We start from the raw sequence: 24805 nt of genomic DNA on the forward strand, positions 1-24805 counted from the left end.
GAGCTACAACATCAAAAGGCATAAAAAAGCTGACTCAAAGTCAGCATTTTTTATCACTGTTTTTATACTTTGAACGATGTATGCTTATGTCGCTTCAATGATCTCAAAGTCGTGGGTAATTTCAACTCCCCCATCGGTCAGCATTTTACTTGCAGAACAATATTTCTCTGCAGAAAGTTCGATGGCTTTGGCCACTTGCTTTTCTTTGACCGCTTTGCCAGTGACCACAAAATGTAAATGGATTTTGGTGAATACAGCAGGAATGGTGTCTGCTCGCTCAGCTTTCAGCTCACACACGACATCTGTCACATCTTGACGCGCTTTCTTTAAAATAGTCACAATATCAAACGAAGCACACCCACCAAGTCCCATTAAAATCAATTCCATAGGACGTGGACCACGGTTTTCACCCCCATAAGCGGCAGAGCCGTCCATGGTCACAGAATGGCCACTTTCGGATTTTGCTTCGAAGGCGACATTCTCTAACCAATGTACACTTGTTTGCATTGCAACTCCTTAAAAAAAGCTATAAATTTACAGTATAGCTGTACACTAGCATAAAATGGGTTGATAAGGAATTTCATCTCCCGTGTATGAATACACTCATTTGAGTCTTGTGCGATCTTATTATCCTCTTTGGAAACTTTAGTAATGACATCAAATTTCTCACAACTTAGTACAGTTGCTCTATCACCTGGTCAGTTACCTGAATCAGTCAAAGCACTATTAAAAAGAGCAAACATCAATCGTTATCCTAAACGTACCACGATCGTTGATGCAGGTTCAGAATCTAAGTCTTTATATTTGATTTTAAAAGGTTCAGTTTCCATTATTTTACGTGAAGATGACGAGCGTGAAATCGTTGTGGCTTATCTCAATCCAGGCGACTTCTTTGGCGAGATGGGACTATTCGAATCGAACCCACAACGTACAGCAGAAGTAAGAACGCGTGATGTATGTGAAATTGCTGAAATCTCTTACGATAATTTTCATGAACTCAGCAAGCAATTTCCAGACTTAAGCTATGCGGTTTTTGCTCAACTGGTGCGTCGCCTGAAAAATACCACGCGTAAGGTGACCGATCTTGCGTTTATCGATGTTTCGGGCCGTATTGCACGTTGCCTCATCGATCTTGCGAGCCAGCCAGAAGCCATGATTTTACCGAATGGTCGTCAGATTCGAATCACACGCCAGGAAATTGGCCGGATTGTTGGTTGTTCTCGTGAAATGGTAGGTCGTGTTTTAAAAACGCTTGAAGAGCAAGGCATGATTGAAACCGATGGTAAGGCAATCCTGATTTTTGATGCTTCTTTAGAAGCACAAAATTATCACGATGATGAAACTGATGACGAATAAGTTTTTCTAAATACCAAAAAGCAAACCTCAGGGTTTGCTTTTTTTACAGCCCTAAATGCACAACAATACGAAAAACTGACATTTATAGCTCTAATTATGCTTTAAGTTAATTCAAATCTTATCTATTCATGCATGACATGACTCACATTAAGGGAATACTTAGTATGCAATTTAATCGACTCGGTCACAGTGATATAAAGGTACCTGAAATTTGTTTAGGCACCATGACCTTTGGCGAACAAAACTCCCAGCAAGAGGCCTTTGAACAGCTCCATTACGCGCTCGAACAAGGGATCAATTTTTGGGATACCGCAGAAATGTATTCGGTTCCTCCTAAGCCTGAAACCTACGGCGCCACAGAAAAAATTTTAGGACAATGGTTTGCACAGCATGGTCGGCGCGATCAGGTATTTTTGGCATCGAAAATTGCGGGGCCAGCCTTTGGGGGAAGTCATATCCGTGAAGGAGAAACGCGTTTTGGCCAACATATTTCCGAAGCACTCGACCTATCCTTAAAACGCCTCCACACAGATTATATCGATTTGTATCAGTTGCACTGGCCAGAACGTAATACTAACTTTTTTGGCACATTAGGTTATGCAAACGCACAAGCAGAGGCCGAGTACGATGTACAGGCCATGCATGACACCTTAATTGCGCTGCAAAAAGAAATCCAAAATGGTCGAATTCGTTATATTGGTTTATCGAATGAAACCCCTTGGGGCACCATGAAGTTTTTATCACTGGCAAAAGAGCTGGGTGTAGATCGTTTTGTGAGTATTCAAAACCCGTATAACCTGCTAAACCGAACCTATGAAGTAGGCATGTCGGAAATTGCCAAATATGAAGGTATTGGGCTATTGGCCTACTCGCCATTGGCTTTTGGTTATTTAACCGGTAAGTTCAGACATGGCGCACGCCCGGCCAATGCACGCGTCACACTTTTTCCGCGCTTTACCCGCTATAGCAACCCTCAAAGCGAATGGGCCACCGAGCGCTATGCACAATTGGCAGAACAACATGGCCTAACTCTAACTCAACTGGCACTGGCCTTTATCAAACAGCAATTCTTTGTAACCAGCACCATCATTGGTGCCACCAGTCTTGATCAGTTAAAAGAAAATATTGCTGCGTTTGATCTCACACTCGATCCAGCGCTGTTACAAGAAATTGAAAAGATCCATATTCAACAACCTAACCCTGCGCCTTAAGCTGAACAGACAAAAAAAAGGGATGCGATGGCATCCCTTTTTTCATCATTTTATTAACGGCGGTTGTTATAAACAGCCATTGCAGCAGGTAAATTCTTGCGCATTTCACCAATACGCTGTGAATTTGAAGGGTGAGTCGATAGGAATGACGGACCACCTGCACCTTCGAGTTTATTCATTTTTTCCCACAATGTAATTGCAGCCTGCGGGTTATAACCTGATTTAGCCATGAGCATGAGACCACCGTAATCGGCACGTGTTTCCAAATTACGAGAGTACGGTAGACCTACACCGACCTGACTGCCTAAATCGAGTGCAGCAGAGCCAAACTGACCAATACTGTCACCCGCATAGGCTTTGCCTAAATTCAGCGCTAAGCCAGTAAGATTTTGAGCACCAAGCTTACTTTTTGCATGCTCTTCTAAGGCGTGGGTCATTTCATGTCCCATTACGGCAGCAATTTCGTTGTCAGACAAATTAAGCTTATTGACAATTCCGGTATAAAACACAACTTTGCCGCCTGGCGCTACATATGCATTAATGGTATCCGACTTGATCACCGCCAGTTGCCATTGGAACGGCTGACCTGTCTGATTCATCTGGTTGGCATATGGAATCATACGCTGCATTACAGTATTAATACGTCGATAGGTCGATGAGCTGGTATCGAGTATGCCTTTTTGCTGTGCTTCTTGTCGCATTTGCGAGAAACTTTGCGCTGCACTAGCATTTAAGGTCGCAGAATCTGTGCCTGAAAATTCACCTAAAGACGCACATCCAGAAAGTGAGATGGCTGTGGCCGCGCAAAAACCCATTAAAAATTTATTATTCATCGTTTTACTCCAGAACGCGACATGAACGAGTGTATGTCTCTGTTTTCGGGTGCATTATATTTAAAACATATCGAAGAATTGAGAAAACATCATAGGATTTATGTAACCAGTGTGATTAAACCACTACAAAGTACACCCAAGAGGCCAAACAACATAAGTCCACCACAAAGTAAAACTTGGATAATGGTTTGATTTTATCATCGAGTAGCACGTTGTTGCGCTTGACCAGCAAATAGCTATTTTGAATAAGCACAACAGGAACCAGCACACAGGCGATAATTACGGTCAGACCAATAAATGCAGTTAAAATTAAATCGGGATTCTGGGTTTGAATGCGTGCAATCCACATGCCGATGGTGGGTGCACCACCAATTGCAAACAATAATGAATAAAAAATAGTTTGTGCAATATTGGGCAAAATTTTCATTGATGGATTCTGCTTCTGTTCATCTTTAATGGTTGTTTTTATTTTAACAATATCCAAAAGAAAAGCTCCCTTAAGGAGCTTTTCTTTAGTCGTAGGTCACGGCATTTTCTTATGCAGAAAATGGATGACGCAATACGATCGTCTCTGCACGGTCTGGACCCGTCGAGATAATGTCGATTGGACAACCAATCAGTTGCTCAATACGTTTTACGTAGGCAATTGCATTGGCAGGTAACTGATCTACGCTGGTTAGACCCACTGTAGATTCCGTCCAGCCCGGCATGCTTTCATAAATAGGTTTCAAGCTTTCAAATGAAATCGCATCTGAAGAACCTGCACAGCCTGAATCTGTATTTTCATAACCCACACAGATTTTCACTTCTTCCAAACCGTCTAAAACGTCGAGTTTAGTCAAGCAAATACCAGAAAGTGAGTTTACATCAACCGAACGACGCAAAATTTCTGCATCGAACCAGCCACAACGACGCTGACGACCAGTTGATGCACCAAATTCGTGACCCACAGTACCCAAGTGCTTACCAACTGCATCACCTTCATCGGTCGCTGCATTGTAAACCAATTCCGTTGGAAACGGACCAGAACCCACACGCGTGGTATATGCTTTGGTAATACCAAGCACATAGTCAAGATGCAATGGCCCCATACCCGAACCAGAACTTACACCACCTGCTGTAGTGTTCGAGCTGGTAACAAACGGATATGTACCATGGTCGATATCAAGCAATGAACCTTGCGCACCTTCAAACATGATCGCTTTACCTTCTTTGCGGTAATCATGTAGAACTTTGGTGACATCAATGACAAGTGGTGCCAAAACTTCGCGCCATTCGTTGCACAGTGCAAGTACATCTTCAAACTTCACTTCTTCTACACCGTAGAATTGAGTGAGCTGGAAGTTGTGTAGCTCAAGCATTTCTTGAAGTTTTTCTTCAAGTGCTGCACCACCACGAACCAAATCGGCAACACGTACTGCACGGCGCGCGACCTTATCTTCGTACGCTGGACCAATACCACGACCTGTTGTCCCGATTTTGGCATTGCCGCGCTTTTTCTCACGCGCTTGGTCAAGAGCAATGTGGTTTGGCAAAATAAGTGGACAGTTTGGAGAAATACGTAAACGTTCCTTCACAGGTACGCCTTCTTCTTCCAAAATTGCCATTTCTTTAATTAATGCAGCAGGCGAAAGTACCACGCCATTTCCAATTAAGCACAACACGTTTTCACGTAAAATGCCTGATGGAATGAGGTGCAATACAGTTTTCTTTCCACCTACGACAAGAGTATGCCCTGCATTGTGCCCGCCTTGATAACGTACGACTGCAGCCGCCTGATCTGTGAGCAGGTCGACGATCTTACCTTTACCTTCGTCGCCCCATTGGGTACCGAGTACCACAACATTTTTGCCCATAATAGCCTCATTACATCATGCTGTTAAAATTGAACATTTATTTGCCTTGCATGCTTGGCAAACAAACACTTAAATCTTGTGAATTGTCCATTGTGCTTGCGCAAACACCATCTGATGCGTTGCATAAGGTACTGAACTTAAATCGTCGTTGCCAAGCAGTTGAATCACGCGTAATCCATTCTGACGTGCCTGTGCAATTGCAGCTTGTAACGCTGGTTCTTGTCCAGCAGGTGCCACCACAATATCGATCTCTTTGAACTGCCCGCCACACAGTGCGTATAAGTCACAACTAAAACCTGTCGCAGGACGTGCGCGACCAAAGTGCTCACCAATGCCATCATAGCGCCCGCCTTGTGCAAGCGGTGCCGCACGATTCGGTGCGTAAACAGCATACATGAGGCCTGTGTGATAGTGGTAACTGCGTAGTTCAACCACATCAATGCCAATATGTAAATTTGGCCAGCGCGTTTGAATTTGTGTCAGTGTGGTTTTTAAATCATGCAGTGCACGGCTAAACGCGGTGTCACTTAACACATCTTGGCTTAAATGCTGCTCAAGCGCATTTAAGTCACTTGCATAACGTCCGAGTGCATAAAAATCCGAACCAAACGGCAGTGTTTTCGTCACTTGCTCAAGCTCCGGCAATGCCTTGCGTTGATACAAGTCAGATAAATCCTGTTCGGTTTGCTTGTTTAGGCCAGCACGTTTAACCAGACTACGAAACAGTCCAACATGTCCAAGATCTAGATGTAAACCATCTAGCTTTATAGCGTGCTGAATCAGCCCGAGCATCACATCGACCATTTCGATGTCTGCTTCTAGGCTTTCATGACCATAGAGCTCTGCACCGAGTTGTAATGGTGCACGCGTGGAATTGAAATTCTGTGGTTTTGTATGTAAGACCGTGCCCGCATAGCAATAGCGCGCTACACCGTCGATTGAACGAACATGGGCATCAATACGTGCCACTTGTGGGGTCATGTCTGCACGAACACCCAGCAACCGCCCAGAAAGCTGATCGATCACCTTAAAAGTGACCAAATCAAGGTCATTGTTAGACTCTGATAATAAAGACAAAGATTCGATATATTCGATAAATGGTGTATATACCAGTTGATAACCTCGGGATGCGAGGAAATCGAGAGCTTGTCGGCGAAGTGTTTCGATTACTTGCGCTTGTTCGGGTAATACATCTGCAACCCCGTCAGGGAGCAACCATGTCTCTGAAATCGGCATGTTTCAAACCTAAAATCTGTTTAAGGCGGCATATAACCCGCATAAAAAAATCGGGAACACACCCGATTTCTCCTAGTCTAGCACGATACTTTCACGCATGCACCTGAGAATTTTAGGATTTATTACATATCCACAAATTTAATTCTGTTTCAGGTGCTTAAGCCTCAACCATGGAAGGATTCGCACAAATCGAGCAACCGATTTGCATAGCCCCACTCGTTATCGTACCACGCAAAAACCTTGGCCTGACGCCCTACTACGAGTGTCTGGGTTAAATCCACAATCAATGAGTAAGGTGAATGATTAAAATCACTCGATACGAGCGGCTCGTCGGTAACGGCCATGATTTCGGCATAGTCGAGGCGCGCAGCATTACTGAGCACCTCATTTAAATGATGCACCGTAACCGCAGATTGCGCCACAAAACTCAGATCAATCGCGGCAACATTGATGGTTGGAACACGAATCGAATACCCTTCTATACGATGTTCCATTTTAGGCAAAACACGCTTTAATGCACCTAAGGCACTCGATGTGGTGGGAATAATATTTTGACCCGATGCACGTGCCCGACGTAAGTCCCGATGTGCATGATCCAAAACAGCCTGATCGGCAGTGACAGCATGTATTTCGGTCATTAGTGCTGTTTCGATGCCAAATGCATCATCGATAATCTTGACCAAGGGAACCAATGCCTGCGTGGTACAGGACACACTGGAAATGATTCGATCTGTTGGTTTTACATCAGCGTGGTTGACGCCGTACACAATCGCTGCATCGACTTTATCGAATGGCGCTGCACCGATAATCACACGTTTTGCCCCAGCGCCCAAATGCCGAATAGCATCGGCATGTGATCTAAACAATCCGGTACATTCTAGTACAACATCCACATCAAGCGCTTTCCAAGGCAGATTTTCAGGTGCTTCTTCACGATACACCTGTACTTTGAGTGTTCGCCCATGCGCCTGAATCGACAAATAAACCTGCTCATTTTCAATTTCGATGGCAACCTGACCATGAAAAGGTCCATGCGTGGTATCGTACTTAAATAGATGCGCGAGTGTTTTCACATCGGCTACATCATTTAATGCCACAATTTCAAAATTAAACGACTTCGGATTTTCGAACCAAGCACGCAGAACATTTCGACCAATTCGACCAAAACCATTAATGGCAATACGTTGCATGGTAAATCCTTGACACACCAAAACTTAAACTGCATCTATGGTAATGGATTGACCCGATTGAAGATAGCCTTCCACTGTGCTTAAACGCTGCTTTATTATTTTTTAACCGGCCATGTTGATGTCTGATTTTAGAGTTAAAAGCGAATATCAAAAATAGATGCACATTTTTCAAACAAATAGATTGCTATACAAAGCGAGGCAATTTTGTATCAATTGATTGAAAAATAACTCTTATCTTGAGTTAGAGAATTTAAGATGCACAGTTCAGGGGTTAAATTGCACAGTTTTGTCATCATTTCTCTTTAAAATCATTGGTCGAATAGGTATTTTCCGTTATAATTTAGCGCTTTTAACATTTATGCCACGCCGCAATTTAGTGCTTGTTTAAAATCGATGATCAATACAAATTGCGTGCATATAGCCTATTAAGAATTTATGGAGTGACTTGGTTGTGAGTACTCGTTTTATGACATCAGCTGAAATCCGTGAAGCGTTTTTGCGTTATTTTGAATCGCAAGGCCACACACGCGTTGAATCGAGCTCACTTGTCCCAGCCAATGATCCAACACTTCTTTTTACCAATGCCGGAATGAACCAGTTTAAAGACTGCTTTTTGGGCCTTGAAAAACGTGATTATGTTCGTGCTACATCGTCACAAAAGTGTGTCCGTGCAGGCGGCAAGCACAATGACCTCGATAACGTAGGTTATACCGCACGCCATCACACCTTTTTTGAAATGCTCGGTAACTTTTCTTTTGGTGATTATTTCAAGCGTGATGCACTGCATTTTGCATGGGATTTTCTGACCAGCGAGCAATGGTTAGGCTTACCAAAAGACAAACTGTATGTGACGGTTTATCACACCGATGATGAAGCCTACGACATCTGGAATAAAGACATCGGTATTGCAGCTGAGCGTATTATTCGTATCGGCGACAACAAAGGTGAAAAGTACGCCTCAGACAACTTCTGGGCCATGGGTGATACAGGCCCTTGCGGTCCTTGCTCAGAAATTTTCTATGATCATGGCGATCATATTTGGGGTGGTTTACCGGGTTCTCCAGAAGAAGATGGCGATCGTTTCATCGAAATCTGGAATAACGTCTTCATGCAGTTTAACCGTACCGCCGATGGTGTTTTACATCCGCTTCCAGCACCTGCGGTTGATACTGGCATGGGCCTTGAGCGAATCAGTGCAGTATTACAACATGTCAACTCTAACTACGACATCGACCTGTTTCAGCATTTGATCAAATCTGCCTGCGAGATTATTGGCGTTGAAGATAACGGACAACCGTCATTACGTGTGGTTGCCGATCATGCCCGCTCTTGCTGCTTCCTGATTGCAGATGGTGTAAATCCATCAAATGAAGGCCGTGGTTATGTATTGCGTCGTATTATTCGTCGTGCAGTTCGCCATGGTAACAAATTGGGTGCAACAGGCTCGTTCTTCCACAAAATGCTACAGCCATTGATCGATGTGATGGGTGACGCTTATCCACAGCTTAAAACCGATCAAGCACGCATCGAAGCCACACTCCTTAAAGAAGAAGAACAGTTTGCCAAAACACTTGAGCAAGGTCTTAAATTACTTGAAGGTGAACTTGCTCAGCTTTCTGGCAAAGTGATTCCAGGCGAAACCGTTTTTAAACTATATGACACCTATGGTTTCCCAACAGATTTAACCGCAGATATCGCACGCGAACGTGATCTTGAAATCGATCAAATTGGTTTCGAGCGCGAAATGGAAGCACAGCGTCGCCGCGCACGTGATGCGGGCAAGTTTGCAGTCGACTACAACAGCATTGTGAAAGTTGATGGCGAAACTCAATTTGATGGTTATGATGCAACTTCGGGTCATGGCCAGATTATTGCCATCTATAAAGATGGTGAACAAGTTGACGAAATTGCAGAAGGTGATGAAGCCTTAATCGTGCTGAATCAGACACCATTTTATGCTGAAAGTGGCGGCCAAATTGGTGATACAGGTATTTTCAAAAACGATACCGGTATCTTTGAAGTACAAGACACTAAAAAATCTGGTGGTGCTTTTGTTCATCAAGGTATTGTTACCATGGGTAGCCTTAAAGCCACTCAACAAGTTGATGCGATTGTTAAAGCAGATTTGCGTGCTGCAACGGCCCGCAATCACTCTGCTACGCACTTGTTACACGCTGCCCTTCGTCAAATTTTAGGTACGCATGTACAGCAAAAAGGCTCTTTGGTTGCAAGCGATATCCTGCGTTTTGACTTTGCCAATGATCAACCTGTGAGTTTTGAACAATTACAGCAAGTTGAACAACTGGTTAATCGTGAAATTATTGCCAATACTGCTGTCGGTGTTGAAGTACTCGATATCGAATCTGCCAAAGCCAAAGGCGCGATGATGCTTTTTGGTGAAAAGTATGGCGATGAAGTGCGCGTACTTTCAATGGGTTCGGTGATTGACGAGCGCAACTTCTCGATTGAACTCTGTGGTGGTATCCATGTACAGCGTACAGGCGATATCGGCTTGTTTAAGATTACATCTGAAGGCGGTGTGGCTGCCGGTGTACGTCGTATTGAGGCGGTTACAGGCACCAAGGCACTTGAAGTTATTCAAAAAGCAGACACTGATATTCAGCAAATTAATAGCTTACTAAAAGCTCAAAAAGATCAAACTGTTGAACGTGTTCACGCTGCTGTCGAACAAACATCAGCATTGCAAAAGCAAATTGAACAGCTTAACCAAAAGTTAGCAAACTTCCAGGCGGCTGAACTTTTAAGCCAAGTTCAGACCGTAGCAGGTCGTTCGACACTGATCACCACTGTACAGAATATGGATGCGAAATCACTTCGCAACTTACATGACAGTGTGAAATCAAAATTAGAGGATGCAGTAATTGTATTGGCTGGAGTTGAAGGCGACAAAGTGAGCCTAATTGCCTCTGTTGCTAAACAGTTCACTGCCAATCTAAAAGCAGGCGATATCATTAAGCATCTTGCAACCGAACTAGGCGGCAAAGGCGGTGGTAAACCTGACTTAGCACAAGGTGGCGCGCCACTAAACGAGAAGTTTGAGCAAGTGATTGCAGCATTACCTGCATGGCTTGAACAGCACTAAAACTTCACTTTTGTGTAACTGACCCTGAATAAGCCTCTCAGGGTCATGGCTTATATGGAACAACTATGGCATTAATCGTTCAAAAATATGGCGGTACTTCTATGGGTACTCCCGAGCGCATTTTAAATGTTGCTCGTCGTGTGAAGCGTTGGCATGATCACGGCCACAAGGTTGTTGTGGTTGTATCGGCTATGAGTGGCGAAACCAATCGCCTACTTGCTCTCGCGAAAGCCATTACCGACACCCCTGACCCACGCGAGTTAGACCAGATGGTTTCAACCGGTGAACAGGTGACGATTTCGATGTTAGCAATGGCACTCAACTCGATTGGGGTCGAAGCTAAATCATATACAGGTCGTCAAGTTGGTATCAAAACAGACAGCGCTTACAATAAAGCACGTATTGAATCGATTGATACCGACGTGATGACCGCAGATCTTGACGAAGGACGTGTTCTTGTCGTTGCGGGTTTCCAAGGGGTAGATGAAAAAGGCAACACGACCACATTAGGTCGTGGCGGTTCAGATACTACAGGTGTTGCATTGGCTGCCGCACTCAAAGCAGACGAATGTCAGATTTATACCGATGTGGACGGTGTTTACACCACAGACCCACGTGTTGCACCAAAAGCCAAAAAAGTGGATCGTATTTCTTTTGAAGAAATGCTGGAAATGGCATCATTGGGTTCAAAAGTTCTACAGATTCGCTCTGTAGAGTTTGCAGGAAAATATCAAGTGCCCCTCCGTGTATTGTCAAGCTTTGACAACGACAACGACGGTGCATTTGATGAAGAATTTAAACAAAACGTAGGTACACTAATCACAACTGAGGCGGAAGATACAATGGAACAACCGATTATCTCTGGTATCGCATTTAATCGTGACGAAGCAAAATTAACTATTTTGGGTGTTCCAGATGAACCGGGTATCGCCGCTAAAATTTTAGTTCCTATCAGTGCTGCCAACATTGAAGTCGACATGATCGTTCAAAATGTTGAAGAAGATGGAACTACCGACTTTACCTTTACAGTAAACCGTGGTGATTTGGCTAAAGCCAAGAAAATTCTTGAAGAAACTGCTTCAACCATTGGTGCACGTGAAGTCTCAACCCGTGATGATATTGTAAAAGTATCGATTGTGGGTGTAGGCATGCGTTCACATGCGGGTGTTGCAAGTAAAATGTTCATGGCTTTAGCTGAAGAAAGCATCAATATTTTGATGATTTCGACGTCTGAAATCAAAGTTTCAGTCTTGATTGAAGAGAATTATTTAGAGCTTGCAGTGCGCACACTTCATACTGCTTTTGGTTTAGACCGCGAGCATGGTGAAAGCAGCGCACGTGCTTAATGATTAACCAGTTAAGCCGAAGTTAGTTCACTTTTCAAAGAATCGTGACAAAAAATCAGGGCCACTATAGTGTTTTTTATAGTGGCTCTGTTATATTAGCGCTAGAGGTTTTTAAGAAAATTTCAACAGAATTTATAAGAAATTCTCATTTTCTAATAATTCTGTTAAAATTCTCTCAATTCCGAGGTTGTGTTTTCACTTTTTGAAAAAACTATCGCAGGTTTAGCATTTTGCAAGGAGATAAACATGCTGATTCTTACCCGTCGTGTCGGGGAAACATTAATGATTGGGGATCAAGTCAGTGTAACTGTGCTTGGTGTTAAGGGGAATCAGGTACGTATTGGTGTGAATGCACCGAAAGAAGTATCGGTTCACCGTGAAGAAATTTATCAACGTATTCAACATGAACGCGCAATGCATGAACATCTTCAGCACCTAGATCAAGATTATCAGCCTTCTTTTGAAGACGATAACTACTCTCAAAATAACTTTAATCGCTAAAGTTTTATTTATACCCTCCCAAATTAAAGCGGCTAATTTAGCCGCTTTAAACATTTTAGCAATTTCACTTTTCTATTGGTCTTGGTTTAAGGCACGTTTAACGGGTGCATAACTGCGTCTGTGCTCATCAATGACACCATACTGAGCTATTGCCTCAAAATGTACCTTGGTTGGATATCCTTTATGTTTAGCAAAACCAAACAATGGATATTTTTGATCCAGTTCAACCATTTGACGATCACGAGTCACTTTGGCTAAAATACTTGCAGCACTAATTTCGGCATGCGTTGCATCTCCACCGACAATCGCTTCACAGGCAATTGTCATTCCCTTTGGAATCTGATTGCCATCTACAATCACTTTCATGGGCTGCTGCTGCAAGCCATCAACCGCGCGTCGCATGGCTAAAAAAGTAGCTTGCAGGATGTTGAGCTCATCAATTTCAGTATGTGTAGCTTCAGCAATCGACCAAGCCAATGCTTTTTCCTGAATTTCAATAAACAACTTTTCACGTTTTTTTTCCGTTAATTTTTTAGAATCATTCAATCCAGCAATGGGATGATCAGGATCTAAAATCACGGCTGCCGCTACCACAGAACCGACTAAAGGGCCACGCCCTGCCTCATCGACTCCTGCAACAAATAGGTTGGTTTGTTCCAAAGTAAAACCCCAGATTGATTAGTTTAATTTAAGGTTTGTACCACACATTCACTCACGGTTTTAGTGACAATCTGATTGACGATAGTTGCTCGTGCAGCTGGGTCAAGACTGGCTGTTGCAATGTCCATCGTGGTCACACTATATGGTGCTTTTTCACTGACACAACCGCAAACTTCGGTTTGAATGCTTTGCTTTTGCTCGTTCGACATCACTTTGGTCGCACTTTTCCAAGCAGGTAAGGTTTCAATTTTATTCAGGCACTGAACATTGACCGCAACTTTTAAAGCTGCCATACCAAGTTGCGATGAACCAGAAGAGGTCTGTGCTGTTCCTGTGGTATCCATTGTGGTGCATGCAGTAAAAATCAAACATACAGGTAATACCATCAGCGCTAACTTTTTCAAGTGCTTCACCTTCAAAATTCAAATAGCGTATTGTGCCCAACTCCATCTATTTATGAAATAGCGTGATGCGCTTTAATCCGACAACCAGATCAAATCGTTCTGTTTAAAAGACACATCGTTACAAGTTCTTGGTTTTTAATCGCATCAAGACTTTTTATGATGGTGATATAAAAATGATGACCTTGTTGGGATTTAAAAAAATGGTTTCTTCCCCTCAGTATTACACGCGCACTGCTCAAATACTTCACTGGCTTATGGCGATTATCTTTATTGCCGCTTGGATGATTGGCTTTTATAGTGGCAACTTTTTAAGTTACGAAAACGATGGCAGCTTTAAAGGAGATGTGATTACGCTGCATAAAAACATTGCAACCACGATTATTTTTCTGGTGGTAATACGTCTTTTTTGGCGCTATACACATCCTGTTCCGCAGTTACCAGAGACTATGTCACCTGCGATGAAAACGTTTGCTCATATCGGGCATTTAGCGCTGTATCTTATTTTGCTTGCAATGCCGATTACAGGCTGCTTGTACAGCTGGAGTGCGGGCCACCCTGCACCTGTACTCTATTTATTTAATATCCCACAATTGATTGGAGAAAATCCTGAAGTCACCGCCATTGTAAAACCTCTACATATCTATATTTCATGGATTGCAGGATTCTTGGTGGTGGGGCATTTACTGGCAGCTTTGAAACATCATTTTATTGATAAAGATAACGTGCTCAGAAGTATGACAAGACAACGTTAGACACAAAAAAAAGCATCCCGAGAGGATGCTTTTTTCTTTTAAATGGCTTTGATTTCTTCAATCCATTTTTGCTTTTGCTCATCGGCAATAAATGACGCTTCAAACGAGTTAATCGCAAGTTGCTTTAACTCATCTTGACTTAAATCCAAAGCCTCTTGAATGGCAACAAAGTTATCATTCATATATCCGCCAAAATAAGACGGATCATCAGAGTTCACCGTAACCTGCACGCCTTGCTGAAGCAAACGGCGAATGTTGTGCTGCTTCATGTCATCGACAACGCAAAGCTTGAGGTTACTGAGTGGACACACCGTGAGTGGCATTTTTTCCTGAATCAGACGTTGCATGAGTGCCGGATCTTCTTCAGAACGAACACCATGATCAATACGATTCACTTTGAGTAAATCTAAAGCTTCCCATACATATTCAGGTGGCCCTTCTTCACCAGCATGTGCGACAACCAAGAAGCCTTCTTCACGCGCTTTTTCAAAAACACGCTCGAACTTAGAAGGAGGATGTCCAACTTCACTTGAATCTAAGCCCACAGCAATAATATCTGATTTATACGGTAAAGCTTGTTCGAGCGTTTTAAATGCGTCTTCTTCGCTTAAATGGCGCAAGAAGCACATAATCAACTCAGAGCTAATTCCCAGTTGCTCTTTCGCATCTGCACAAGCGCGTTTTAAGCCGTTTAATACAATCTCAAAAGCAACGCCACGCTCAGTATGTGTTTGTGGATCGAAAAATATTTCTGTATGAACCACGCGGTCTTCCGCACATTTTTTAAAATATGCCCAAGCAAGATCATAAAAATCACGCTCATTGACCAGAACGTTAGCACCCGCGTAGTAGATATCTAAGAAAGATTGCAGATTGTGAAAGTTATACGCCTGTTTGATTTCCTCAACCGACTGGTACGGAATATCGATATGGTTACGCTGGGCAATTTCAAACATTAGCTCAGGTTCAAAAGTTCCTTCAATATGCACATGCAATTCTGCTTTCGGCAGGGCACGAATTAGTTCTGCTTGATTCATCCAAACTCCTTACAAAATAAAAAAGGGTGTAAGTCACTACACCCTTTAGTTTAAAACAAAAATTAACCGCCAAATGCTGCAAATTTGAAAACCCAAAGCACAGCAACAATCCAGACCATATATGGTACGGTTTTAGCCTTACCAGTCAGCAATTTAATGATCGCATAGCTGATAAAACCCATTGCAATACCATCGGCAATTGAATAAGTAAATGGCATAAATACAATCGTGAGGAAAGCCGGTACCGCTTCTGTAATGTCGTCCCAATCAATATTGGTAATACCGTGAATCATGAGCACACCGACAAAGAGTAGCGCTGGTGCAGTCGCAAAACCAGGAACAGATTGAGCAAGCGGTGATAAAAACAAGCATGCTAGAAATAGCACAGCCACCACCACTGCGGTCAAACCCGTACGCCCACCTGCTGCTACGCCCGATGCCGATTCGATATATGGTGTTGTTGAAGATGTTCCCAAAGCTGCACCCGCAACAATTGCAGTTGAGTCGGCAAACAAGGCCTTTTTCAAACGTGGTAGCTTACCATCTTTGAGCAATCCGGCACGGTGCGAAACACCAACAAGTGTTCCGGTACTATCAAACAAATCGACCAAGAAAAACACAAAAATCACACCAATCATGGTTGCTGTAAACAGGCCTTCGAAGTCCATTTGCATAAATGTTGGTGCAATTGATGGGATGGCACCGACTACACCTTTTAGCTCATTTAAGCCGAGTAGCGTGGAAAGACCAGTAATCGCCAGAATACTGATAATAATTGCACCACGTACTTTTAACTGGTGCAAAACTACGATAATGATAAAACCAAGAAAGGCCAACAAGACAGTTGGAGATTTGAGATTACCTAACCCCACCAGTGTGGCAGGATTATCTACAATAATACCGGCATTTTTGAGTGCTACCAGCGCCAAAAATAAACCAATACCGCCACCAATAGCGAACTTAAGTGACATTGGAATCGCATTGACAATCGCTTCTCGGATTTTTAAGAAACTAATCGCCAAGAAAACAAGACCAGAAATGAAAACGGCAGCCAAAGCTGTCTGCCAAGGCACACCCATACCCAAACATACAGAATAGGTGAAATATGCATTTAAGCCCATGCCCGGTGCCAATGCGATTGGGTAGTTGGCAATCAAGCCCATGACCAAACAACCAATTGCTGCAGCCAAACAGGTTGCAACAAAGACAGCACCGTAGTTCATTCCCGTTTCTGAAAGAATGATCGGGTTTACAATAATGATGTAACACATGGTCAAAAATGTAGTTACACCTGCAAGTACTTCAGTTCTGAAGTTTGTCTTGTTTTCGCTTAGCTTAAACAAGCGCTCAAGCAAACCTACTGAAGGATTAGGAGTGGTCATATCATCGCCCTATGAGAAAATTGAGCATTTCGTAATTCTGCGATCATGTTTACAGGCCACGTTAAAAGCACTGTATTGCACATGAAAAATCTGTTTAGGCCTGAGCAAATACTATGCCATCAGCTTGATTATTATTTATTTAAAATAATCAGTATGCTGGCTTTGGATAATGACAAAGGCTCCCCCAACAGAAAAAAGCCGCATGAGCATGCGGCTTTTTCAACCTAACGATTAAGTAATTCAGCCCCAATTGCTGTCTTTTAATCACTTAATACTTGACGGTGGATTATAACAGATTGATTTTATTTTGTTTATTTTTTTATAAATACGTGTTTTTCTAAATTAATCGTGCAACAAATCAATTACTTATTTTTCCCGACGGTCAACTTTGAAGTTAAAACTGCTCTTGAGTTGCACGCTCAGTTAGAAATTTGTGATTGATATGATTCGGATTGGCTTCAATCATTTTTATACCTTTTTCGGCATCTTTAATGATATGCAATATTTCTTGACGTTTTTTGGCACGAGAATCTATATAGATCCCATAACCCAAGACCAATACAAGCCCAACAACGGACACAGCAGCTATTTTTTTCATATCTTAAAAATCTTATCAGTAAAATGAATTTTTCAGGCGATCGACTGATGCAAACGCCACTTGGTGCCTACCATTTTATAGACACGCTATTAAACTATAAAACAACACTTTTTGACTACATTTTTGTGACTTAATTCACACTTATTCGCATTATTACTGTGCAAATGTCTTATTTTTGTCATTTATATCATGACATTAAAGGCATCATTTTATCTCTATCATACGATGCTTAGTTGATCATACTCTGATTACATTAAATCACAAAGAGCGCACTGTAGATTTTTAAGATATATACATTTTTCCTTCAAGCTCAGGCTTTAATATGGCTCTTTATTTTACTTTTCCTCTCAAGCACTTCTTGGCAGCATGCACGCCCAACCTGTATTTTCATACCTGCATGTGTTAACCTACGCGCTTCAAAACCCACCTCCTCGATTTATTTACATGATCCTTACGCCACCTTAATTGATCTTCTTTTAGTTCTCATCAATTGAAATCATCACTGTCTGGTGATGTGGTGTAGTCGTGTGTAAATATCACATCGCTAGCCTGTACGAAATAAAAAATTTTATAGGCTTTTTATGTTTGCTCAAATTCAACAGCAATGGCTCTCCAATATTCGTGGAGATGTTCTCGCTGGTTTAGTTGTTGGCCTTGCACTGATTCCTGAAGCAATCGCTTTTTCTATCATTGCAGGTGTCGATCCACAGGTTGGTCTTTACGCTTCTTTTTCGATGGCAGTGATCATCGCATTTGTAGGTGGTCGACCGGCCATGATCTCAGCCGCCACTGGCGCGATGGCTTTGCTCATGGTGACGTTGGTCAAAGAACATGGACTGGACTATCTGTTTGCAGCCACAATTTTAACCGGGATTATTCAAATTATTGCGGGGCAGCTGAAACTGGCCAAGCTGATGCGCTTTGTGTCTAAGTCGGTTGTAATCGGTTTTGTAAACGCACTGGCCATTTTAATTTTTATGGCTCAACTCCCCGAACTGATACATGTCTCATCTTGGGTATATGTGTTCGTTGCACTTGGATTAGCCATTATTTACTTGTTTCCATACTTGCCCGTGATTGGAAAGCTTGTTCCCTCCCCATTGGTATGTATTGTTTTAATTACTCTCATCGCCTATTTAATGGGTGTAGATGTACGCACCGTTGGCGATATGGGGAATCTTCCCAATCAATTACCGCACTTTTTTATCCCTAATATTCCTTGGGATCTTGATACATTATGGATCATTCTGCCCTATTCCTGTGCAATGGCTGCAGTCGGCTTACTCGAGTCGATGATGACCGCCACAATTGTAGATGAACTGACCGACAGTGCCAGCAACAAGCATCAAGAATGCAAAGGTCAAGGTATTGCCAATATCGTTACGGGGATGATGGGTGGTATGGCCGGTTGCGCCATGATTGGACAGTCGATGATTAATGTAAAATCTGGTGCACGCACTCGACTCTCTACCCTAGTTGCGGGTGTGTTTTTGCTGATTTTAGTGGTGTTTATTAGTGACTGGCTCAAGATCATCCCTATGGCAGCTTTGGTTGCTGTCATGATCATGGTTTCGATCAGTACCTTTGATTGGGGATCAGTCAAAAATATTCGCCGTAACCCAACCACAAGTACTGTGGTGATGCTGGCAACCGTGGTAGTGGTAGTGGCTACCCATAACTTGGCGATTGGCGTATTGGTGGGTGTTTTACTGTCGGCATTATTTTTGGCACAAAAACTTGAAAATGATGTACATATTGAAACCTCCCGTACAGACAACATTCGCCACTATGATGTACGTGGTCAACTCTTTTTTAGTTCATCAGAGCGCTTTGCACATGCATTTGATTTTTCTGAGGATGTTATGCATGTGGTGATTGATTTGACCCATGCACATATCTGGGATGTCACCACCGTCGCAACATTAGACAGCATTGTAGATAAATTCAAGAAAAATGGCGTTTTGGTGAGCGTAAGAGGTTTAAACGAAGCTAGCTCGATCATGATTGAACAATATGGTACCCACTCGAAGATATAAATACGTCAAAGATCACCCATGCAGGATTAAATCTGCATGGATGATTATTCATTTAAAACTGATAACCAAAGCGTAATAAAACATTGCGTGGCGTGCTCGGTAATTCAGCCGAGCGCCAATACTGCTTGTCGGTTACATTGTTTACTGCAAGCGTCACGTTCCAAGGTGCAAAGCTATAGCCAATTGCTGCATCGAGTCGTGCAAAGCCATTGATATGTACAGGCGTGCTGTTTAAATTACCATTTTGGTAAGCGTAAAACGAACCTTGATAAGTTACTCCTGTCTCAAAATACAGTTTTTCAGTTGGCAAATAACGAACAAATAGATTTGCTGTGTTTTTAGAGACTTTATCTAGAGGATTATTCTCTGTCAGCGGATATTGAATATTTTCTTTTACCTTTGCATCGGTATAGCCATAACCACCGCGGATAAACACGTTATCGCGTAATCGGCCAATAAAGCTAAATTCTGCTCCATGTGCCTCATGCTCGCCTGCAACAGCCCACAGATCAGGGTTGTTAATGGCATCGGGTTGATAGCGAATATTGTGTTTACGAATGTCATAAACCGAAAATTGCGTGCTCAAACGCTGATCAAGCCAGTCACTTTTAATTCCAACCTCAAATTGATCGTTGTATTGAGGCTCGGCATTGACCACAGTACTCGAAACAGCGTTCACACCTGTTGAACCACCAAATGGTGCAAAACTACGACTATACGACGTATAAATACTATGTGCATCGAGAGGCTGCCAAACTAAACCGATATTTGGACTAAACGTGCCTTCAGATTTTGAATAGTATTCATCTACGGTCAGCTTGTTTCTGATTTTGACCTGTGTAGATGAATCATAGATATCGTATCGGGCACCGAGCATCAGTTGTAACGAAGCGTTTAAGCGAATCAAATCTTGGGCAAAAAACCCTAAATTTAATGCTTCACTATAATTCTGAGTGGTGATCTGAGCATTTGCACGATCAAAAGTTTCAATGGTATCACCCGTGTACGGGTTGAAATACCCATATAACTGTGTACTGCCACTCGAATAATTCCCCAGTCTTGGCTCACGTGTCTCTTTAGTAACATCGGCCCCTAACAGTACACGATGTTCGAAACGCCCAGTATTAAACATACCTGTTAAGTCAAAAGTATTAGTGATGGTTTTATTGGTGGTCTGTTGCCATGCATAGCTTTGACGAATGTAGCCCGGATACAAACATGTCACGCTTTTTGTGGCGCAGTAAGTTCCACCAAAATAATTATCAAAATCTTGAGACGCTTCGCGGTAACTTAAAGCCCAATGAAAGTTCCAATTGGTCGCATATTGATATTTCAAATCAGTGCGAATCAAGTGTAATTCATCATCGATATAATCACCATCGTGCGCAAAACCTTGCTTAATTGAAGGATACACACCACTTTTTGCCAAATCAAAATAAGATGGGCCACGGTCTGGAATCCGGTGCAATTTGTCGTAGGTATATTGAGTGGTCCAAGTGATTGTCTGGTCATCATTACGATAAGTCACACTGGGTGAGGCCATCACCTGCCGTTGCTGAATTCCGCGCCTAAAGCTGTCTGTTTCGCCATATTCACTGGTTAGGCGTACCGCCCAGTTTTGATCAATCGCCTGATTTAAATCAATCGTTGTTCCGCGGTTGTTCCAAGAGCCGAGGTAGCCACCTACCGTACTTTTCGAATCGAAGTTGGCATATTTGCTGACCATATTGATCACACCACCTCCACCACTACGACCGTAAAGTACCGAAGCTGGGCCTTTTAAAATTTCAATTCGTTCAATATTGGCCGTACTACGACGAATTTGCCCGCTGTCACGGATACCGTCTCGATATATATCGCTGGTGTCGGCGTTGAATCCTCTAAGCACAATCCCATCACCGCGTGTATCATAATTGGTGGTCACACCCGGTGTACCTTGTAACATCACACTTAAATCATTGGCACCATAAATCTTATACTTTTGCACATCAATGGTATCAATGGTCTGAGGTATATCTTTCTTATCTAGACCATTTCGTGTCACATTGGCTTGAGCATAATCCACATAGCTTTTGATCGGGTCAAGCTCGCTCATCGCTTCCAACGTCAGAGTTGGCATCACGGCAGTCGAATTTTTAACATCTTCATTTTGATTGGCAAAAGCGTATTGTATTTGCACAATCATAAGACTAAGCAAGCTCAATCTGAAGGCTGCGGTTCCTGGCTGTTTAAAAAAACGTTTCTGAATCATCGACGCAATATCCAAAGTGGGGATACAAAGCGCAAATATTAATAAAAAACATTCCCATTTGCATTACTTTTTTTATACAATTTCTTAAATTTTACTTACAAACCAATCTCATATTATTTATTTGGTTTTATACCTAGAATTCGAATTTAAATCATTTACATATCATTTATTTGTTTAAATATATATTTAAAGTCTATCCATTCATTACAGATCTCGATTTATATATGTATACAAATACATCAAAAAATATATTTCAAATAAATCTTTTATTTTAATTAAATTAAAAAAAATAAAAAAAGAAGCTTTTTGCAATTTTCTTTTCTTCTATTTTTATTATAAATATAAGCCTTAAAAACTTTATGACTTGATAATTAATTTAAAAGTTAAAACACGGTTAACGATTTAAGGAACCTATTTAGATGAATATTATTTTGATCGATCTAAGCCAGTCTCCCTCGAAAAACTTGGGATTAAAAACGATTGGTATTTCTCCTCAAGTAGGCGAATGGATTGAACTAGATCACGATAAGAGCTCCGCCATCTACGAAATTTTAACTATTGTGCATAAAGTAGATCGTACACCCGAAGTTTATGTACGCTATTTAGGCCACCTTCCCGAATTAATTCGCCAGCGTTTCTCTGTCGGTCAGAGCTTTAGTCTAGAAAGATGGGACAAATGCTTTAATTAAATCTAGAAAATCCAATGCGCATTAAACTGCGCATTGAGTTTAAAAATCTTCAAAGATACCGTCAATAACGAGCGTGCTAAATTGCAGACGTTTTAGATACTTAAGTTATTTTTTCAGCGTATCTGCACGATTATAAATATTATCGTTACTTATCTTAACAATTTGAATTCGGTCATTATTTTAATAAAAAACTGATAGCATTCAGGTTAAACAAAAGAAGATGAACAAAATTCAAAAAGATATTTCAAATCATTTTTCTCAGTTTATCTTATTGTAATTGGTCTTGTGGTTATTTGTATTTGATTTTATTATAAAATTAAAGGGAGATGATGCTTGGATTGTCCATCTGAACTTAATCACTCTTTCGCACATTACATAACAATTACGCATAACATAGGAATAAACATTATGAGTTACCAACATATCTTAGTTCCCGTTGACGGCTCTGAAATTTCTTTAGCAGCTTTCGAACATGCTGCATCGCTCGCCAAAGCTTTTGGTAGCAAATTGACTGCAATTAGCTTATTGGCTGAGGATCCGTTTAGCGGTGTCGATTTTTACTATGTATCCCCGATTATGAAAGACTATTTCATTGAAGCACAGGCAAAAGCACAAGAAACCTTGGCACATGTAAAGAGCACTGCGACTGTGCATGGTATTGAGGTCGAAACACAGATCGTAAAAGGTGAAGTGTCTGCTGAAGGTATCATTAAGGCTGCTGAAGATTTGAAGATTGATTTGATTGTGATGGGCTCACACGGTCGTAAAGGTGTTCAAAAGTTTTTCTTAGGTAGCTTTGCTCAAGATGTGCTAGGGAACACTGAACTTCCTGTTTTAATTGTAAAAAAATAGACTATATTTGGCTCTGCTCATCATTAATGTGTCAGAGCCGAATTTTTTAACTCGAATTAATTAATTTTAATGCACTTCAATCAAACGATTGAATGCTACGATTACCCGCTTTGTAAAGAATACGATAACATAGTAGCTTCTACAGCATTAGTATTTAAGGCGAGCGATCATGTCACTTCGTAAAGGCATATACCAGCATTATAAAGGTCAGCTTTACCAAGTTTTGCATGTTGCAAAACACAGCGAGACTGAAGAAGAATTGGTGATTTATCAGTGTTTATACGGAGATTACTCCATTTGGGCGCGCCCGCTCACCATGTTTATTGAAACCGTAGAACACGACAACGAAATCAAACCACGCTTTCAGTTTTTACATTGTGTAGACTAACACTGGCTTATAAAATCGAAAGTCGATTAAAGTGTAAGTCAAATTCAATATACTTGTGAATGAAAGCTGCTTTATCGGTCGCACGTAATAAATTGTCATAGATAAATACAGGTACAGGATGGTATAAGGCCCCTGTACCATTCTCATAAAAAATTTTAAGATGGCGTGATATTGCATCGTATTGCCATGACTTAACACTCACCAGTTGCTGCATATAAGCTCCTTTTCCATACAAAAAGATCACTTTTTAGGCATCTTTTATTCTTTTGACATTACAAGAATCTGAATCGCGCACAAAGAGAATATTTGTAAAGTGAATGAACTGTTAAATAAATTTTTACTGACTAAAAGTCATATTTATTCAAAAAACCGATTGTATTGATAAAAACATACCGTTTCCCCTATCAATGCATTTATCTTATTCTTCTCAACAAGTTAAATTATTTACTCCTTTGGAGCTGTTAGGCATGTTAGACCAAAATATCAAGACTCAACTTAAAACTTACCTAGAACGCTTAGAAAGCCCAATCGAACTGGTTGCTGCGCTCGATGATTCGGATAAAGCCGCAAAGATCAAAGAACTGGTGACTGAAATCGCAGAACTCTCTGATCGTGTAACGGCTCGCTTTGATGGCCAGAATCCACGCCGTCCAAGCTTTGGTATTGCCAAAACAGGTGAACAGCCACGTGTGTTTTTTGCTGGCTTGCCAATGGGCCATGAGTTCACCTCATTGATTCTGGCGTTGCTACAGGTATCAGGCTATGCCCCTAAAGTTGCGCCTGAGCTTTTAGAGCAGATTAAAGGCTTGCAGGTGAGCGATCATTTTGATGTATTTGTGTCGTTAAGCTGCCATAACTGTCCAGATGTGGTACAGGCCCTCAACCTGATTGCCATTTATAACCCGAATGCAACAGCCACCATGATTGACGGTGCCTTTTTCCAGGATGAGGTTGAAGAACGCAAGATCATGGCTGTGCCGATGGTGTTCCAAAACGGTCAGCATATTGGTCAGGGCCGCATGACGCTTGAAGAAATTGTAGCTAAACTCGACAATAATTCGGCTGAAAAAGACGCTGCGGCCATCAATGCCAAAGCTGCCTTTGATGTGCTGGTGGTCGGTGCT

24 protein-coding genes are annotated in these 24805 nt (G+C 41.8%); 11 read left to right on the forward strand and 13 right to left on the reverse strand.

Annotated features, from left to right (window positions below; genetic code table 11):
* Positions 1 to 84: 84 nt before the first annotated feature.
* Complete coding sequence (locus Aso01_RS10260) at positions 85 to 507, reverse strand: OsmC family protein (protein WP_004936595.1); 423 nt, start codon at positions 505 to 507, stop codon at positions 85 to 87.
* A gap of 144 nt (positions 508 to 651) precedes the next feature.
* Here Aso01_RS10260 and crp point away from each other — a divergent pair, with 144 nt between their 5' ends.
* Positions 652 to 1356, forward strand: coding sequence for a cAMP-activated global transcriptional regulator CRP (gene crp, locus Aso01_RS10265; RefSeq protein ID WP_042065398.1), 705 nt, complete (start codon positions 652 to 654; stop codon positions 1354 to 1356).
* 164 nt (positions 1357 to 1520) lie between these two features.
* Positions 1521 to 2567, forward strand: a complete 1047-nt coding sequence (locus Aso01_RS10270) for an NADP(H)-dependent aldo-keto reductase (protein WP_004936589.1) — start codon at positions 1521 to 1523, stop codon at positions 2565 to 2567.
* Between the two features lie 53 nt (positions 2568 to 2620).
* On the opposite strand, the gene Aso01_RS10275 is transcribed toward Aso01_RS10270, so the two are convergent.
* The 5 genes from Aso01_RS10275 to Aso01_RS10295 form a co-directional block, all read right to left on the reverse strand.
* On the reverse strand, positions 2621 to 3400 hold the full coding sequence (locus Aso01_RS10275) for a M48 family metallopeptidase (RefSeq protein ID WP_004936586.1): 780 nt from the start codon (positions 3398 to 3400) through the stop codon (positions 2621 to 2623).
* Positions 3401 to 3515: 115 nt separating this feature from the next.
* Positions 3516 to 3827, reverse strand: a complete 312-nt coding sequence (locus Aso01_RS10280; protein ID WP_004946486.1) for a hypothetical protein — start codon at positions 3825 to 3827, stop codon at positions 3516 to 3518.
* Between the two features lie 109 nt (positions 3828 to 3936).
* Entirely contained in the window at positions 3937 to 5256 is a 1320-nt protein-coding gene (locus tag Aso01_RS10285) for an adenylosuccinate synthase (protein WP_004936582.1), read from the reverse strand.
* Between the two features lie 69 nt (positions 5257 to 5325).
* A complete protein-coding gene (locus Aso01_RS10290; RefSeq protein ID WP_004936579.1) occupies positions 5326 to 6492 on the reverse strand; it encodes an ATP phosphoribosyltransferase regulatory subunit in 1167 nt (388 codons plus the stop codon).
* 164 nt (positions 6493 to 6656) lie between these two features.
* Positions 6657 to 7682, reverse strand: coding sequence for a type I glyceraldehyde-3-phosphate dehydrogenase (locus tag Aso01_RS10295; RefSeq protein ID WP_004936576.1), 1026 nt, complete (start codon positions 7680 to 7682; stop codon positions 6657 to 6659).
* A gap of 466 nt (positions 7683 to 8148) precedes the next feature.
* Between Aso01_RS10295 and alaS the strand changes: the two genes are divergently transcribed.
* From alaS to csrA, 3 genes are all read left to right on the forward strand, one after another.
* Positions 8149 to 10785 carry an alanine--tRNA ligase gene (gene alaS, locus Aso01_RS10300; RefSeq protein WP_004936572.1) on the forward strand — a complete coding sequence of 879 codons (2637 nt, stop codon included), beginning with the start codon at positions 8149 to 8151 and terminating at the stop codon, positions 10783 to 10785.
* A gap of 65 nt (positions 10786 to 10850) precedes the next feature.
* Entirely contained in the window at positions 10851 to 12131 is a 1281-nt protein-coding gene (locus Aso01_RS10305) for an aspartate kinase (RefSeq protein WP_004936569.1), read from the forward strand.
* A gap of 246 nt (positions 12132 to 12377) precedes the next feature.
* Entirely contained in the window at positions 12378 to 12632 is a 255-nt protein-coding gene (gene csrA / locus Aso01_RS10310) for a carbon storage regulator CsrA (protein WP_004925987.1), read from the forward strand.
* 72 nt (positions 12633 to 12704) lie between these two features.
* On the opposite strand, the gene rnhB is transcribed toward csrA, so the two are convergent.
* Together rnhB and Aso01_RS10320 are read right to left on the reverse strand one after the other, a co-directional pair.
* Positions 12705 to 13292, reverse strand: a complete 588-nt coding sequence (gene rnhB / locus Aso01_RS10315; RefSeq protein ID WP_004936567.1) for a ribonuclease HII — start codon at positions 13290 to 13292, stop codon at positions 12705 to 12707.
* Between the two features lie 23 nt (positions 13293 to 13315).
* Positions 13316 to 13696 (reverse strand): hypothetical protein, encoded by a 381-nt coding sequence (locus Aso01_RS10320; RefSeq protein ID WP_004936563.1) that lies wholly within the window; start codon positions 13694 to 13696, stop codon positions 13316 to 13318.
* Between the two features lie 200 nt (positions 13697 to 13896).
* Here Aso01_RS10320 and Aso01_RS10325 point away from each other — a divergent pair, with 200 nt between their 5' ends.
* Positions 13897 to 14448: a cytochrome b gene (locus Aso01_RS10325; protein ID WP_004936560.1), complete on the forward strand. Its 552-nt coding sequence runs from the start codon at positions 13897 to 13899 to the stop codon at positions 14446 to 14448.
* Positions 14449 to 14486: 38 nt separating this feature from the next.
* On the opposite strand, the gene Aso01_RS10330 is transcribed toward Aso01_RS10325, so the two are convergent.
* From Aso01_RS10330 to Aso01_RS10340, 3 genes are all read right to left on the reverse strand, one after another.
* Positions 14487 to 15485: an adenosine deaminase gene (locus tag Aso01_RS10330; RefSeq protein ID WP_004936559.1), complete on the reverse strand. Its 999-nt coding sequence runs from the start codon at positions 15483 to 15485 to the stop codon at positions 14487 to 14489.
* Positions 15486 to 15547: 62 nt separating this feature from the next.
* Complete coding sequence (locus Aso01_RS10335; RefSeq protein WP_004936556.1) at positions 15548 to 16867, reverse strand: NCS2 family permease; 1320 nt, start codon at positions 16865 to 16867, stop codon at positions 15548 to 15550.
* A 394-nt stretch (positions 16868 to 17261) separates the two neighbouring features.
* Entirely contained in the window at positions 17262 to 17465 is a 204-nt protein-coding gene (locus Aso01_RS10340) for a hypothetical protein (RefSeq protein ID WP_004936555.1), read from the reverse strand.
* 581 nt (positions 17466 to 18046) lie between these two features.
* Between Aso01_RS10340 and Aso01_RS10345 the strand changes: the two genes are divergently transcribed.
* Complete coding sequence (locus Aso01_RS10345; RefSeq protein WP_004936553.1) at positions 18047 to 19501, forward strand: SulP family inorganic anion transporter; 1455 nt, start codon at positions 18047 to 18049, stop codon at positions 19499 to 19501.
* A 52-nt stretch (positions 19502 to 19553) separates the two neighbouring features.
* Here the strand turns inward: Aso01_RS10345 and Aso01_RS10350 are convergent, their stop codons facing one another.
* On the reverse strand, positions 19554 to 21752 hold the full coding sequence (locus Aso01_RS10350) for a TonB-dependent receptor (protein WP_004936552.1): 2199 nt from the start codon (positions 21750 to 21752) through the stop codon (positions 19554 to 19556).
* Between the two features lie 419 nt (positions 21753 to 22171).
* Between Aso01_RS10350 and Aso01_RS10355 the strand changes: the two genes are divergently transcribed.
* The 3 genes from Aso01_RS10355 (at position 22172) to Aso01_RS10365 (ending at position 23681) form a co-directional block, all read left to right on the forward strand.
* Complete coding sequence (locus Aso01_RS10355) at positions 22172 to 22441, forward strand: hypothetical protein (RefSeq protein WP_004936547.1); 270 nt, start codon at positions 22172 to 22174, stop codon at positions 22439 to 22441.
* Between the two features lie 408 nt (positions 22442 to 22849).
* Positions 22850 to 23293 (forward strand): universal stress protein, encoded by a 444-nt coding sequence (locus Aso01_RS10360; protein WP_004936545.1) that lies wholly within the window; start codon positions 22850 to 22852, stop codon positions 23291 to 23293.
* A 169-nt stretch (positions 23294 to 23462) separates the two neighbouring features.
* Positions 23463 to 23681: a DUF1653 domain-containing protein gene (locus tag Aso01_RS10365; protein WP_004936541.1), complete on the forward strand. Its 219-nt coding sequence runs from the start codon at positions 23463 to 23465 to the stop codon at positions 23679 to 23681.
* Between the two features lie 7 nt (positions 23682 to 23688).
* Here Aso01_RS10365 and Aso01_RS10370 read toward each other — a convergent pair whose 3' ends face one another.
* Complete coding sequence (locus Aso01_RS10370) at positions 23689 to 23895, reverse strand: KTSC domain-containing protein (protein WP_004936538.1); 207 nt, start codon at positions 23893 to 23895, stop codon at positions 23689 to 23691.
* 253 nt (positions 23896 to 24148) lie between these two features.
* On the opposite strand from Aso01_RS10370, the gene Aso01_RS10375 reads away from it, so the two are divergent.
* Positions 24149 to 24805 (forward strand): thioredoxin family protein (locus tag Aso01_RS10375; protein ID WP_042065404.1); only part of this gene is annotated, 657 nt, incomplete at its 3' end.

The organism is Acinetobacter soli, assembly GCF_000760595.1.
In the GTDB taxonomy this organism is placed as follows: domain Bacteria; phylum Pseudomonadota; class Gammaproteobacteria; order Pseudomonadales; family Moraxellaceae; genus Acinetobacter; species Acinetobacter soli.